The 14,102-nt window shown below is 64.3% G+C and carries 15 protein-coding genes; 7 read left to right on the top strand and 8 right to left on the bottom strand.

The annotated features are described in order from the left end of the window. Window positions 1-29: 29 nt before the first annotated feature. Window positions 30-290: a hypothetical protein gene (locus U5782_RS33740; RefSeq protein ID WP_322048190.1), complete on the bottom strand. Its 261-nt coding sequence runs from the start codon at window positions 288-290 to the stop codon at window positions 30-32. Window positions 291-555: 265 nt separating this feature from the next. Between U5782_RS33740 and U5782_RS33735 the strand changes: the two genes are divergently transcribed. From U5782_RS33735 to U5782_RS33725, 3 genes are all read left to right on the top strand, one after another. Then, window positions 556-774: a hypothetical protein gene (locus U5782_RS33735; protein ID WP_322048189.1), complete on the top strand. Its 219-nt coding sequence runs from the start codon at window positions 556-558 to the stop codon at window positions 772-774. A gap of 71 nt (window positions 775-845) precedes the next feature. Further along, window positions 846-1,691, top strand: coding sequence for a LysM peptidoglycan-binding domain-containing M23 family metallopeptidase (locus U5782_RS33730; RefSeq protein ID WP_322048188.1), 846 nt, complete (start codon window positions 846-848; stop codon window positions 1,689-1,691). A 25-nt stretch (window positions 1,692-1,716) separates the two neighbouring features. Then, window positions 1,717-2,310: a YSC84-related protein gene (locus tag U5782_RS33725; protein ID WP_322048187.1), complete on the top strand. Its 594-nt coding sequence runs from the start codon at window positions 1,717-1,719 to the stop codon at window positions 2,308-2,310. 69 nt (window positions 2,311-2,379) lie between these two features. Here U5782_RS33725 and U5782_RS33720 read toward each other — a convergent pair whose 3' ends face one another. Together U5782_RS33720 and U5782_RS33715 are read right to left on the bottom strand one after the other, a co-directional pair. After that, a complete protein-coding gene (locus tag U5782_RS33720; protein WP_322048186.1) occupies window positions 2,380-3,156 on the bottom strand; it encodes a DNA/RNA non-specific endonuclease in 777 nt (258 codons plus the stop codon). A 306-nt stretch (window positions 3,157-3,462) separates the two neighbouring features. Beyond that, window positions 3,463-3,822, bottom strand: coding sequence for a DUF3564 domain-containing protein (locus tag U5782_RS33715; protein ID WP_322048185.1), 360 nt, complete (start codon window positions 3,820-3,822; stop codon window positions 3,463-3,465). Window positions 3,823-4,155: 333 nt separating this feature from the next. Here U5782_RS33715 and U5782_RS33710 point away from each other — a divergent pair, with 333 nt between their 5' ends. From U5782_RS33710 to U5782_RS33700, 3 genes are all read left to right on the top strand, one after another. Beyond that, window positions 4,156-4,578 (top strand): rubrerythrin family protein, encoded by a 423-nt coding sequence (locus U5782_RS33710; protein WP_322048184.1) that lies wholly within the window; start codon window positions 4,156-4,158, stop codon window positions 4,576-4,578. A 129-nt stretch (window positions 4,579-4,707) separates the two neighbouring features. Continuing rightward, window positions 4,708-6,057 carry a heterodisulfide reductase-related iron-sulfur binding cluster gene (locus tag U5782_RS33705; protein WP_322048183.1) on the top strand — a complete coding sequence of 450 codons (1,350 nt, stop codon included), beginning with the start codon at window positions 4,708-4,710 and terminating at the stop codon, window positions 6,055-6,057. A gap of 42 nt (window positions 6,058-6,099) precedes the next feature. Continuing rightward, window positions 6,100-6,681 (top strand): DUF3501 family protein, encoded by a 582-nt coding sequence (locus tag U5782_RS33700; RefSeq protein WP_322048182.1) that lies wholly within the window; start codon window positions 6,100-6,102, stop codon window positions 6,679-6,681. A gap of 14 nt (window positions 6,682-6,695) precedes the next feature. On the opposite strand, the gene U5782_RS33695 is transcribed toward U5782_RS33700, so the two are convergent. Then, a complete protein-coding gene (locus U5782_RS33695; protein ID WP_322048181.1) occupies window positions 6,696-7,157 on the bottom strand; it encodes a GNAT family N-acetyltransferase in 462 nt (153 codons plus the stop codon). Window positions 7,158-7,262: 105 nt separating this feature from the next. Here U5782_RS33695 and U5782_RS33690 point away from each other — a divergent pair, with 105 nt between their 5' ends. Further along, complete coding sequence (locus U5782_RS33690) at window positions 7,263-8,774, top strand: PLP-dependent aminotransferase family protein (RefSeq protein ID WP_322048180.1); 1,512 nt, start codon at window positions 7,263-7,265, stop codon at window positions 8,772-8,774. Window positions 8,775-8,838: 64 nt separating this feature from the next. Here U5782_RS33690 and U5782_RS33685 read toward each other — a convergent pair whose 3' ends face one another. The 4 genes from U5782_RS33685 to U5782_RS33670 form a co-directional block, all read right to left on the bottom strand. Beyond that, window positions 8,839-9,951 (bottom strand): TAXI family TRAP transporter solute-binding subunit, encoded by a 1,113-nt coding sequence (locus U5782_RS33685; protein ID WP_322048179.1) that lies wholly within the window; start codon window positions 9,949-9,951, stop codon window positions 8,839-8,841. A 60-nt stretch (window positions 9,952-10,011) separates the two neighbouring features. Next, complete coding sequence (locus U5782_RS33680) at window positions 10,012-10,785, bottom strand: hypothetical protein (RefSeq protein WP_322048178.1); 774 nt, start codon at window positions 10,783-10,785, stop codon at window positions 10,012-10,014. A 617-nt stretch (window positions 10,786-11,402) separates the two neighbouring features. Next, window positions 11,403-12,707 carry an FAD-dependent oxidoreductase gene (locus U5782_RS33675; protein ID WP_322048177.1) on the bottom strand — a complete coding sequence of 435 codons (1,305 nt, stop codon included), beginning with the start codon at window positions 12,705-12,707 and terminating at the stop codon, window positions 11,403-11,405. Window positions 12,708-12,720: 13 nt separating this feature from the next. Continuing rightward, on the bottom strand, window positions 12,721-14,013 hold the full coding sequence (locus tag U5782_RS33670; protein ID WP_322048176.1) for an FAD-binding oxidoreductase: 1,293 nt from the start codon (window positions 14,011-14,013) through the stop codon (window positions 12,721-12,723). Window positions 14,014-14,102: the final 89 nt, after the last annotated feature.

Here is a 14,102-nt window from a genome sequence, read left to right as displayed (position 1 = left end):
GCCGGGCGGCCCGCTCGCGCGTGTCTCGATCACTGGAACGGATTGGCGATGACGCCGGGCTTCGCGTCCGGCTCGTCCTTGACCTGCGCAGGCAGATGCGGATCGGCCTGCAGTTTCGCGACCACGCTGTCCAGCGCGGCCTTGAGCGCGAGCGCCGCGGCGAGCCCGCGCTTGTCGCGCGTGAGTTCGAGCGTGCCGGCCAGCGTCACGCGCGTGGTGCCGTTGGTGAGCGTGAGCGCGTCGCCCTGCACGTTCAGGACATCGTCGTCGTTTGCGTATGCGTCGAACACCTTGTATTCCTCCTTGAGCGCGATGTGCGTAGGGCTCGCATTATAAAAAGCGCGACGTGCCGCCATCAAACGGCATCGACAGAAAATCCACCGAATCCGACTTTGGCAAGCGTGCCAGGCCGCGCGCGAATGTGAAACCATTGTCACGCCTTTGAAGCCGCGCTGCGCTCACGCTGACATAGATCAAGACCGAATCGCGAATCCGCTGCACTTCGCGGCAAACCGATGATGATGACGCACCTGCCGTTTGAACAAGGAGTGCGTCATGGGAATTCTAGACAAGGTGGCTGAAATCGCCGGCGCGGTGGCCGCCGTCGAGGCCGAAAAAAAGCTCAATCCTCAAGCATCGTTGCTGGCCGAAGGCGTCGCGGCTGTGATGGGCTACAAGGGCGGTGGCGCGCTGGCGGAGCTGGCTGAATCCAGGGCTCGCGCATCCGGCGACGCGTCGTCGGGCGACGCATCGCCCAACGACCCGCAGGCCTGACGATGCGGATCGCGCGTTTTGTGCGTGCGCGAGGGGCGTTCCTCGCGTTGGCCAGCGCCGGTGGCGCATGCGTGACGCTGCTCGCAGCCTGCACCTTCACGCCGTGGCAGTCGCTCGGTCGTCCCGGCGATGACGGTGGCGCCGCCGCGTCGGGCGCCGTCGCGTCGGGCGCTGCCGATTCCGCCACCGAGGCCAGTACCGCCGCCGCACCCGTTGCTTCGCCGATCCTCACCCCCTCGCCCAAAGTCGTCGCCGAAGTGCCGGCGGCGGGCGCGGGCAAGGCCTTCTATCGCGTGAAGGCCGGCGACACGCTCTACCACATCGCCGCGGCCCACGGTCAGCGCGCCGCCGATATCGTCGCGTGGAACAAGCTGCCGGCGTCGGGCAAGGTGAATGTCGGGCAGCTGCTGCGCGTCGCACCGCCTGCGAAGAGCGCGGCCACCGCACCCGCACCGGCGCCAGCCGCGCCCACCCCCCCGCCCGCAACTGCGCCTGCCGAACGTACCGCCGCCGCTCCGCCTGCCGCCAAACCGCGCGCCGCCACAACATCCCGCTTCGTGTGGCCGATGAACGGCAGCGTCGCGACGACGTTCGCGCCCGGCAAATCGCGCGGCATCGTGATCGCGGGTGCGCCCGGCGAACCGGTCAAGGCCGCCGCCGCTGGGCGCGTTGTGTACGCGGGCAGCGGCATCCAGGGCTACGGCAAGCTCGTGATCGTCAAGCACGATGCCCGTCTGGTCACTGCCTACGGCCGCAACGGCCGCCTGCTGGTGAAGCAAGGCGACGCCGTCAGGCAGGGCCAGACAATCGCCACAAGTGGTGCCGATGCCGCTGGCGTCGGCACGCTCCTTTTCGAAGTCCGCGAAAACGGCAAGCCGGTCGATCCACAAGCCCGACTGCCGCGCCCGCAATCGTAGTCGTTGTTCCGGAGTCCATATCGACATGGAAAGAACGAATAGAAGACAGTTTCTCGCAACCGGCTGCGCGGGCGTCGCTGCGTTGGCCGGGCTCAGCGGCTGCACCACCACGCCGGCGAGCGCCAGTTCGCCCGATGCGAACCTGCATGCACGCCGTGAGATCGATGCGGGCGTGGATGGCGCGCTCTCGCGTCTCTATGCCACCGTGAAGGGCTCGCGCGAGCTGTTCTCGAAGGCGCGCGCCGTGCTGGTGTTCCCCGACGTGATCGGCGCGGGCTTCGGCGTGGGCGGGCAGTACGGCAAGGGCGCGTTGCGCGCGGGCGGGCGCACGGTGGGCTACTTCAGCACCACTGCGGGCTCGCTCGGCTTCCAGGCGGGCGCGCAGTCGCGCGCCATTTTCTACGCCTTCATGACGCGGGGCGCCTACGAGCGCTTCCGCAGCAGCAGCGGCTGGTCTGCGGGCGCGGACGGCACCGTCGCGCTCGTGAAGATGGGGGCGAACGGCGTGGTGGACACCACGACCGCTGTCAATCCGATCGAGGCGATCGTGCTCACCAATGCGGGTCTGATGGCTGGTGTGTCGCTCGAAGGCTCGAAGGTTTCGCGGCTCGACATTTGAGAAGGCTGCGGTAACCCGAAAAGGCGCGGCGCGGTTCAGGCGCCGCGCCTTTTTTTCATGCCAAGGCGCTCACCAGCCCCATTTGCGCACAGTGAACGCGTGGCCATTGAACGCCACATTGGTTTTCGCGGCGACATTCGCCGGAATGCCCGGGAAAGCGATGCCCGCCTGCGTGCTCAGATCGCGCACCGAACGGATGTCGAAGCGGTCGACCGTGGTGTTATCCGCCACGATGGCGAACGCGAGCTGCTGCGACGGCACGTACACCACCTTGAAGATCTGCGTGGGCACCAGCACGCGCGTCGCGCCGATCGTCTGCAACTGCGCGCCCGTGAAGAGCGGCCCGGTCACGACGTAGGCTTCGCCGTATTGATCGGCGAGCTTGCGCACGGCCGTTTCGATATGCGCCCACAGGCGCTGGTTGTTCTCGCGGTTCTGCGGAACGATGTTGGCGAGCGAAAACGACTCGGCCATCGCCTGCGGATTCCAGCGATTGCCCGCCGGGCTCATATGGCCGCGATCAAAACCGCTGCGCTTGTAATCGGCGAGCGTCGCGCCTTCGCCGGCCGGCAGACGGTCGTCCTCGAAGAAGCGGTTGGTGCGCGTCATGTCCTTCGCGGCTTCGAGGTGATCGCGCGTGAGGTGCTCCGCCGACCACAGCGGCCCATGCGTGATGCCCGAGTGCAGCACGACGAAATCCGAATAGCAGAGCACGCGCGTCTTCGGCGCCATGCGCTGGTTCGTAAGCGTGGGGAACTGGCCGTCGGGGACGAATGCGGTACAGGCGGGCGCGGCGAATGCATGGCCTGCGAAGGCCAGGGCGAGACAGGCAAACAGCTTCTTCATCGGCGAATCGTAAAGGCGAAAAGCACGCGGGCGATGCGCGACATGCGTGAAATACGCGCGTCGCCGCGTTCATAAAGGGCCTGAAAGTATAGCGGTCGCGCCCCTGCGCGGCCACACGCAAGTCATGCGCCGCGCGTCAGCGGCGCAGCGTGCGTGCGCTCAATACGCGTGCCGACGTGCGCATCGCGCGCCACCACGCGCCACGATGCGCAACGAATGTGACGGCGCCGCAAGAGGCGGCACCGTGAAGGGGAACAATGAGAGAAACAGCGAGAGAAAACAGCGCGCCGGAATCGCGCGCTGCGATCAACCGGCGAACAGCGCGTTTTCCGCGTGGACGGTCTGGCGATCCACGGCTTGCAGGCGCCACTGACCTTCCATCGGCGCATGCGAGGTTTCGCACGACCACGTGGCGTCGCCGTGCGCGGAGCTGATTTCCTGGCGGCGATTCACGTGCAGGCCGCGCAGGGTGCAGAGCGGTTGATCGGCGAGCGGCGCGCAGAGCGCCGTTACGCCGTTGGCATCGCGCATCTCGCCCCATGCGGGGAGGTCGATGCCGTCGTGCGACTCACGCGACCAGCGTTGCTGGTCGGTATCGAGCCAGAGCACGGCATAGTCATGATTGACCGTCGGATCGGGACCGTTGATCAAAATCGTTAGTCGCATGTGAACTCCGTAAAGGGCGCGCTGGCGCGCGCGTGGCGGATTGGACAAGATTTCAGTCTAGAACGTATGTTTCCATGTGCAAGTCGATTATTCACATAGTGGGACGCTCTTCTCCTCAGCCCAGGCCATACGGGCGTTTGGGCGCCTGTGGCACGGCGTCGCGCAAGGGTTTGGGCTGTTTTGGCGAGGCGCTATCGGCGGGATTGAAATTCGCAATTGGGAACGCGAACGGCATTTCCTAGATTGATAGAGCGGCGTAGTCCGCATGGCTGTCTTGCTGCACCGCACGAAGATGCGTAGCGCCGCGTCCCCACATACAGGATGGAGGCACACATGACCCAGCTCAAAGGCTCGAAGACCGAGCAAAATCTCAAGGACGCCTTTGCGGGCGAATCGCAGGCCAATCGCCGTTATCTCTACTTTGCCGCCAAGGCCGATGTCGAAGGTCAGAACGATGTCGCCGCGCTGTTCCGCTCGACGGCCGAAGGCGAAACCGGCCACGCGCATGGCCACCTCGAATATCTGGAAGCCGTTGGAGACCCCGCCACGGGGCTGCCGTTCGGCAGTTCGCGCCTGAATCTGCAAGCGGCGATCGCGGGCGAGACGCACGAATACACCGACATGTATCCCGGTATGGCCAAGGCCGCGCGCGACGAAGGCTTCGACGAAATCGCCAACTGGTTCGAGACGCTCGCCAAGGCCGAGCGCAGCCACGCGAACCGCTATACGAAGGCGCTCGACAGCCTGGTCGAATAGGTTCGCACGCAGCAGCACGCTTGCTGGCGGGCAAAACGCATACGCGGCGCGCGGTCGCTCCGCGCGCGCCTGCGTGTGCACACTCGCGCACGTCATGAGCGACAAAACTAACTAGAAAAAGGAGACGTCATGCCCCACAAGGAAGGCAGTCTCGAAGCGCCTACACGGCATCCGCTCGACTGGCAATCGGACGCGTTCTACGACCCGACGCTGCTCGACGAAGAACTGTCGCGCGTATTCGATATCTGCGCGGGCTGCCGCCGCTGTGTCTCGCTGTGCGGCGCTTTCCCGGCGCTGTTCGATCTGGTCGACGAAACCGATAGCGGCGAGGCGCACGATGTCGATAAGGCATCCTATGGAAAAGTCGTCGATCAATGCTATCTCTGCGATCTCTGCTACATGACGAAATGTCCTTATGTGCCGCCGCATCCGTGGAACGTCGATTTTCCGCACCTGATGCTGCGCGCGAAGGCCATTGACTACCGCAACGGCAAAGCGCAATTGCGCGATCGCGTGTTGTCCAATACCGACGCGCTGGGTCATCTCGCGGGCATTCCCGTCGTTACGCAAACCGTCAATGCGGTGAACGGCACGAAGGCAATGCGCGCCGTGATGGAAGATACGCTGGGCGTCGACCGGCATGCCTGGCTGCCCTCGTTCGCGACGCGAAAATTCCGCAGCGCGGCGCGCAAGGCCGCGTCGAGCGACGTGCGCGATGGCGAGCGCACACCGGGCAAGGTCGCGATTTACGCCACGTGCTACGTGAACTTCAACGAGCCGGGCATCGGCCACGATCTGCTGGCGCTGCTCGATCACAACGCCATTCCTTACGTGCTGGTGAAAAGCGAAGCGTGCTGTGGCATGCCGCTGCTCGAACAAGGGAACCTTGAGGGCGTGGCGAAGAAGCAGGCCGCGAACATGCCCGTGCTCGCACACTATGCGCGCGAAGGCTACGCGCTGCTGGGCGCGGTGCCGAGCTGCGTGCTGATGTACAAGCACGAGTTGCCGCTGATGTTCCCGGATGACGCGGATACGCGCGCCGTGAGCGACGCCTTCTGGGACCCGTTCGAATACTTCGTGGCGCGCAATCGCGACGGGCTGTTGAAGACCGACTTCCGCACGCCGCTGGGCAATGTGTCGTATCACGTGCCCTGTCATGCGCGGGTGCAGAACATCGGCCGCAAGACCGCCGATCTCCTCTCGCTCGTGCCTGAAACGAAGGTCAACGTGGTCGAGCGCTGCTCGGGCCACGCGGGCACGTTCGGCGTGAAGAAGGAGTTTCACGCGATGGCGATGAAGATCGGCACGCCGGTTTTCAAGCAGATGGCGCAGGGCACGCCCGATTTCATTTCATCGGATTGCCAGCTTGCGGGTCACCATATCGTGCAGGGCATCGAAGAGAACAAGCTGGGCACGGCGGACGGCGGCCCACCACTTGCGCATCCGCTGACGCTATTGCGCAGGGCTTACGGAATTTGATTCGCATTGCGATATAAATTGCTGGATCATGAGGATAAACCGATGACGATCGCCAGAAACTCCCTGCTGTCGCTGGAAGTCTATTCGAAGCAGCGCACCGCCTTGCGAGGCCAGATTATCGAGCACAAAAAGCGTCGCGCGGTGGCGCTAGGCAATCACCTCACCTTCCTCTTCGAGGACGAAGCGACGATCCGCTATCAGATCCAGGAGATGCTGCACATCGAAAAAATTTTCGACGAAGACGGCATCCAGGGCGAACTCGACGCTTATCTGCCGCTCGTGCCGGATGGCAATAACCTGAAAGCGACCCTGCAAATCGAGTACGACAACGAGATCGAGCGTCGCGCGGCGCTCGCGCGCCTGATTGGCATCGAGGATCGTGTGTTCATGCAGGTGGATGGCGAGCCGCCCGTGCACGCGATCGCCGACGAAGACCTCGAACGCGATAACGCCGAAAAAACCTCGGCCGTGCATTTCGTGCGCTTCGAATTCACGCCCGCGATGATCGAGCGCTTGCGCGCGGGCGCGGCGCTGTCGATCGGCTGCGATCATCCGCACTATCGCGTGCCCGCGCAGATTATCGAGGGCGAAGTGCGCAAGTCGCTATTGAGCGATCTCGTGTAAAGGATGCGCGGGCGTCACACGTCCTTGCGATACATGACGAAGCCGGGCTTCTCGGCGACGTCATCGTAAAGCCGCATGGCCGTGTGGTTCGTCTCGTGCGTGTGCCAATAGACACGCTTTGAATTCGACGCCTTCGCATGCGCATAAACCGCTTCGATCAGCGCCCGTCCCACGCCTTTCCCGCGCAGATCCTCGACGGTAAAAAGATCCTGCAAATAGCAGATCGGACCGTCGAGCGTGGTGTTGCGGTGATAGATGAAATGCACGAGGCCCACCACGCGTTCGCCATGCAGCGCGACTAGTGCATGCATGGGCTCGTAGCCGTCGAAAAAGCGCGTCCACGTGGTCGCGGTGATCGACTCGGGCAGTGCGGTCGGCCCGAAGCGGCCATAGAACCGGTTGTAGCCGTCCCAGAGCGGACGCCACGCGTCGTAGTCGGCGGGCGTGACGCTGCGCACCTGGATCGTCTGACTCATCTTCGTTCTCCTTGTCTATTCTTCAATCGATAGCAGACGCCAGCGTAAGCGATTTGTGGCACCATTGTTAGTCCCACTGAGACGACAAAAAATGGAGCCACGAGATTGGACTACGCGCTGATGATGTCGGCCTACGAGAGCCGGGCGCGCGCGAGCGCGTCGCGCCGCCTCACGCAACAGGACCTGCTCTACGAGAGCCTGCGCCGCGCGATCCTCGATGGCGATATCGGCTGTGGCACGCGGCTCGCGTCGAGCCGCACGCTGGCCGAGGAACTCGATATCGCGCGTAATTCGGTGCTCTATGCGTACGAGCGGCTGGTGGAGGAAGGATTCGTCACGGCCACGCGGCATGGCTCCATCGTCAACGACGTGAAGGCCACCGCGGCGCGGCCTTCGGCGCAGGTGGAGCCGCGCGAGAGCGCGCCGCGCTCGCTCTCGCGCCGCGTGCGCGAACTGCCGCCGCGCCGCGCGCCGGGCAGCGAGGCCGTGGCGCTGCGGCCCGGCGTGCCTGCGCTCGACGCGTTTCCGCTCGCGCAGTGGCGCACCGCGCTCGAACGCGCGATGCGCGAGGTGGAGGCGAGCGAACTGGGCTACGGCGACAGTGCAGGCCTGCCCGCGTTGCGTCAGGCCATTGCGCAGTATGTGCGCGTCTCGCGCGGCGTGCGCTGCCAACCGGACCAGGTGTTCATCACGGACGGCACGCAAACCAGCCTCGACCTTTGCGCGCACTTCTTCGCCGACGAAGGCGAGCGTGTCTGGATCGAGAATCCTGGCTACCTCGGCGCGCGCGTCGCGATGCTCACGGCGGGCCTCTCGCTCGTGCCGATTCCCGTGGATGCGGCGGGCATGGCCGCGCGCGAGGAGCACTGGCGTGATACGCCGCCGCGCCTCGTCTATCTCACGCCGTCGCATCAATATCCGCTTGGCTGCGTGCTGAGTCTCGAACGGCGTCTCGCACTGATCGAACGCGCGCGCGCGTGCGGCGCCTGGATCATCGAGGACGACTACGATAGCGAACTGCGCCATGACGGGCCGCCGCTGCCCTCGATTCAAGGCCTCGCCGACGACACGCCGGTGATCTACCTCGGTACCTTCAGCAAGACGCTGTTTCCGGCATTGCGCATCGGCTTCATGATCGTGCCGCGCCAGATCGTCACGCAGATGGAAACGGCGCATCGCACCCTGGTGCGGCAAGGGCGCGTGGCCGAACAACGCGCGCTGGCGGATTTCATCGAAAGCGGCCGTTATGCGCGGCATTTACGGCGGATGCGCAAGCTCTATCTGGCGCGCCGCGATGGACTCGTGGCGGCGATCGAAAAACATCTGGCGGGGTTGATGACGGTGTCGGCCGACGCCGGCGGGATGCACTTGAGCGTGCGACTCGATGCGCCGGTCGACGACGTGGCCGTGAGCGAAGCGGCACGTGCTCACGGCCTCGCGCTTTCGCCGCTCAGTGCGTATTGCCTGAGGGGCCTGGCTGAAAGCGGCACAGCGCCTTACAACGGTTTCCTGCTCGGCTATGCGGAGGCCACGCCCGAAGCGTCCGACGCGTTGATGCAGACGCTTGCCGAGGTGGTCAAGGCGATGATCGAAGCGACGGTGGAGTGCGAGGTCTAGCCGCGTACGCGCGCAGTCTGCTCACACTCGTCGTCGCCCACGCGTGATTCTGGCTCCACGCGAACTATTTGCCACACAGCAGCAGGAGGCGCTCCTGGTCTGAACAGGGGCGTCCGTTGCCCGCTTGAGCGGTGGCGGCATGTTGTGGGGTAGCTGTGCCCGCAGTCGCCTGCATCGCGGCGCGATGAGCGAAACACGCCTTCAAACGCCGCTCGACCGGTTGATAGTATTGCCAACCTTTTCCGAGCCCCGGCAATTCGAGCTTCACCTGTTTCCACTTGGGATGCCCGTGCTCCTGAAGGTTGTCGAAGTTCGCACAGAGCGAATCGGCGAAGCGCCTCAGGTTGCCCACCGTATCGCGCAGATTGTAGTCATAGGTCACGAGGAAGGCCTTCACCGTCCATGTCGGCACGTCTTCCTTCAGCCAGTTCGGATAGCTCGATGCGTGGATCGTGGCCGGAAAGTAGGTTTGCTTCGCGCGCGTCGATTCGGGCGCGTTCGGATCGACTTTCAGGAAACGGATCTGCGCGAGCAGATTCGGGTTCATGTCGGTGAAGAGCTTCGCGGGTTGCCCGGCGACGATGATCGCGACGTCGATCTTCTTGACGATCAACGCGGCGAGTGCATCTTCGTTGCTCAGGTGCTGGGCGTTCTGGTCGGGAATCGGCTGCCCGAACATCAGGCGGTAGAGTGTCGACGCCGATTGCGCCGTCCCGCTGCCGATCAGCCCAACGCTGATCGTCTTGTCCTTGATTTCATTGATCGTCTTCATCGGCGAATCGTTGCGGACCACGAAATAAATTTCCTCGTCGTACAGCGGCATGATGAGCCGCAGCGGGCGAATCGTCGTGCCGGCATCTTCGTTACCGGAATTCGCCATGTCGACATAGGCCTGGTAGACGTCCGACTGCACCAGCGCGAGCTTTACGCCAGGCTCGAAACGCATGCGCTGGACGTTTTCCGCCGAGCCCTTCGAAGGCAGCACTTCGAGGTCGATGCCAGCCGGCTGCGCCACCCATTTCGAAAGATCCTGGCCGATCTGAATGTACGTGCCGCGCTCCGGCCCGGTGGTGATCTTGTAGTGCGCGTCTGCCGCGGCGGCGGGGGACGTCGTCGCGCAGAGCAGGGCGAAGAGCCCCGCGAGTGCCGCCAGTGCCGCTAGAGTCGTCTTGAGCATGGTCTCTCTCCCGCTTTGGATGTGATGGACGGCGGACTGCGTTGGGTTGGTGAATCCTGCTCAATGCGTGGCGTTGGGCGGTGCGGCCTGCTTCCAGCCGTATTGCACGATCGCGCGTTGCCGTGCGTCGGCGCCTGGATTGGGCGTGGGCGTAGCCTGATTCGACGGCGTCGTGCTCGGGGCTGCCGCACTGGCAGGCGCCCATGCGGAAGCCAGAATGGCGTGCTCCATGACCGCTTGCGCTTGCGGGCTGCTCGAATCGATCGCAAGTGCCTGCGAAGCCTGTTGCTGGGCGCAGGCCCAGTCATGCTGGTTCACGCAGCGGTCCGCGTTTTGCAGCGCGCTGTCGCGTTGCTGCTCGCGTCCCGCGATGTCACGTTGAACGTCGCGTGCATCGTTGTTATTCGGATCGCGCGCGAGCGCGGCGGCGTCTGCGGCCTTTGCATCAGACAAACTATGCGCGGCGAGGCTCGCACGCGCGGCACGCAGGCTCTCGGGCACATCGGCGAATTGGGTGGCGGGTTGGGCGGCCGGCTGCGGTGCCGGTTGCTGCGCGGTCACGCTGGGTGGGGGCGGCGTGGCGGTGCTTTGCAGCGTCGTATTGGTCGGTTGCGCAGGCGTGGCGGACGAGATCGAGCCCCCCGACGAATGCACGCCTGAATCGTCAGGCGTGCTTTCCGGTTTGGGATTGGCGCCCAACAGCAGGTACGCGGCGTACACGAGCCCGACAGCCAGTACGACGAGCCAGATCACTTTCGGGAAGCTTCGCCGCGCACGATGGCCGGACGACGCTTCGTGCTCGATTTGCAACTGGGGCTGGAAGTCTGGTTTCATCGAAGGTTGCTCCGATGCGATGACGCTGCCCGCTGCCGGCGGCGTGGCGCCAGGCGTGATCGACGTGCCTTTCGAACGCACGCGCAGCGGGGCTCTTTCGAGGGGATGATTCGCACCGCAGTAGGGGCAGCAATCGACGTGCTGCTTGAGCACGCCGCCACAGTGCCTGCACGCTGCGGGGAAACGCTGGTCACGAGTAATCTCAGCAGACATGCTGTAGCCCCACCGTGATGGCGATGCCATTTCGGCATGCTCAGGATCGTCGTTGAAGCGATTGGCGAGGAATCGCGGAACTGACGAACTACATGCGCAGGAATGCGGCGGGGCCAGACCGGGCGCAGCCGCTGTAAGAAAATATGGGTGGTTTCCCACAGCGCGTCAATCGCCGTTGTTACCTACCGCACACAACATGGCTGCAACATGCGGATCGACGGCTGAATTGCGGGTATTCCGCTAGATTCCGCACGGTTTTTGTGCGCGATTTTTCAGAAGAAAAGGGCGCGTTATTTGGTGTGATGAATCGGGTAATACATGATTCACCACTCTCAATAACGCGCCCTTTAACCGCACACTGCCTGGAAAGAACTGAGGAAAACGAACGTTTTATTCAGGCGAATTCAAAACATCTCCAGAACGCGGTGATACATCATCCCGATCTCCAGCGCCGGCCTGCGCCAGGCGGGTCCGCCCGGAAAGCGCGCGTGGCGCAGCTGGGAGAATAGGTCGAACGACGCGCGCTCGCCCGCAATAGCCTGCGCCACTACCCGCCCGGCGATGCCCGTGAGCGCGACGCCATGCCCCGAGAACCCCTGCACGTAGAAATAGTTCGGATCCACCGCGCCAAAATCGGGCGCGCGATTGCGTGTGACGTCGACGAACCCGCCCCACGCGTACTCCACCTGCACGCCTTCGAGTTGAGGAAACACGCCCGTCATGCGCGCCTTCATCGTTTCAGTGAGTTGCGCGGGCGCCGCGCCCGTCGAGTCCGCACGGCCGCCGAACAGCAGGCGGTCGTCGGCGGACAGACGGAAATAGTCGAGAAAGAAGTTGTTGTCGCAAATCGCCGCGCGGCCGGGAATCAGCGCATCGGCGCGTGCGCGTCCGAGCGGTTCGGTGGCGATGATGTACGAGGCGATCGGCGCAATGCGGGCTTCGATGGGGGCGGGCAGTACGCCACCTGGCGCAGCATTGCAGCACGACACCACGAAGCGGCAGCGCACTTCGCCGCGCGCGGTCTTGACCACGGGCTTCGGGCCGCGCAGCACGTCGAGCGCGCGCGAATGCGCGAACAGTTGCGCTCCTTCCTCGCGGGCCGCCGCGGCGAGACCCAGGCAATACTTGAGCGGATGCAGATGGCCCGAAACCGGATCGTAGACGCCCGCGAGATAGCTCTGCGAATTCACGCGCTTGCGCGTGGCGTCGGTGTCGAGCCATTCGAGCTTGTCGTAGCCCCAGCGCTCGCGCGCCGCGTCCATCCACGAGCGCAGACTCGGCACGCGCTTGGGTTTGGTTGCAACCGTCACATAGCCCGCCGTGAAATCGCAGTCGATGCCGTAGCGCGCGATGCGCTCCTTCACGAGCGCGACGCCCTCGATCGATAGCGCCCACGCCGCGCGAATGCCTTGCGGCCCGAGCTGCTTTTCAAGCACTTCATCCTTGGCGAAGCCCACAAGCGTTTGGCCGCCATTGCGACCCGATGCGCCCCAACCCGGCCGATGCGCGTCGAGCACGACGACCGACAGCCCGCGCGCTCGGCATTCCAGCGCGACCGATAGCCCCGCGAAGCCGCCACCGATCACGCAGACGTCCGCGTCGATAACGCCTTCGAGCACCGGGTCGTCGTCGGCAGGGCGCGTGGCGGTAGCTTCGTAGTACGAGTGGCGGGCGAGCACGTCCGCCTGGGCGTCGAGGTCTAGTTTCATCGGTGCGGATCCATTAAAGCAGGTCTTTCATTCGATACCACGCCATCGCGAGCACAAGGGCAGGGGTTCGCAGTGTAGCGCCGCCAGGAAAGTCACGGTGGCGGATCTTGCCGAACAGATCGAAGCGCGTGGCCTGACCGTGAATCGCCTCGGCGATCAACGTGCCCGCGAGACCGGTGGTGTTCACGCCGTGGCCCGAAAAGCCCTGCGCGAAATACACCGTAGGCGAGAGGCGGCCAAAATGCGGCGCGCGATTCATGGTGATATCGACGAAGCCGCCCCACGCATAATCGACCTTCACGTCGGCCAGTTGCGGGAAAGTCTTCAACATGTCGCTGCGCATCGCTTCGCCCAGGTTGCGCGGCTCGAAGGTCGAATAGCTGACCTTGCCGCCCCAGAGCATGCGCGTGTCGGGGGCAGGGCGGAAGTAGTCGAGCACGAAGCGGCTATCGCAAACGGCCGCCTGCGCGGGCATCAGCGCGCCCATGCGCTCCTTGCCAAGCGGTTCGGTCGCGATCACGTAGGTGCCCACCGGCATGATCTTGCGCGCCAGTTCCGGCGCAAGCTCGCCCAGGTAGGTATTGCATGCGAGCACAACGAATTTCGCGCGCACCTTGCCGTGCGCGGTTTCGATCGTGTGCCCGCCTTGCTCGTCGCGCATGCGCGTGACGGCGCTATCCTCGAAAATCTGCACGCCCGCCTCGCGCGCCGCGCGAGCCAGTCCCAGCGTGTAGTTGAGCGGGTGCAGATGACCGCTATCGGGATCGTAGAGTCCACCCGGATAGCGCGCCGATTGCACGTACTGGCGCACGCCTTCGCCATCGACATAGCGGAAGCGGTCGTAGCCGAAGCGTTGCGCGGCTTCGTCGCGCCAGCTCTTGAGGTCACTGACGTCGCGCGCCTTGTTCGCGGCGGTGAAATAGCCCAGGGTCAACGCGCAATCGATCTGGTGCTTCGCCACACGCGACTTCACGATATCGAGCGTCTCCAGCCCCATATCCCACATCTGCTTCACTTCGCCCTCGTTCATGAACTGCGCGAACGTGTCGATACCGCAAGCGAAGCCGCCGATCAGTTGCCCGCCATTGCGCCCGCTTGCCGCCCATCCGACCTTCGAGGCTTCGAGCAGTGCGACGCGATAACCGCGTTCAGCGAGATTGAGCGCCGTCGATACACCGGTGAGGCCCGCGCCGATCACGCAGACATCGGCGTCGATCGTGCCTTTCAGCGAGGGATGGCGGGTGCTGTCGTTGGCGGTCGCCGCGTACCAGGACGGGGCGTGAGACTGATTGGCGAATTTGAGCATAGAAGAAAACGTACGAAATAAAGCGGGCGGCGGTGCGGAAGACTCCGCAGGCGCGCCGCCCGCTACGCACTCCTTAGAACGAGTAGATG

The sequence above is a fragment of the Paraburkholderia sp. J67 genome (genome assembly GCF_905220265.1).
Lineage (GTDB): Bacteria > Pseudomonadota > Gammaproteobacteria > Burkholderiales > Burkholderiaceae > Paraburkholderia.
Note: the sequence above shows the minus strand (reverse complement) of the source record. Positions and strands in the feature narration are given on the sequence as shown.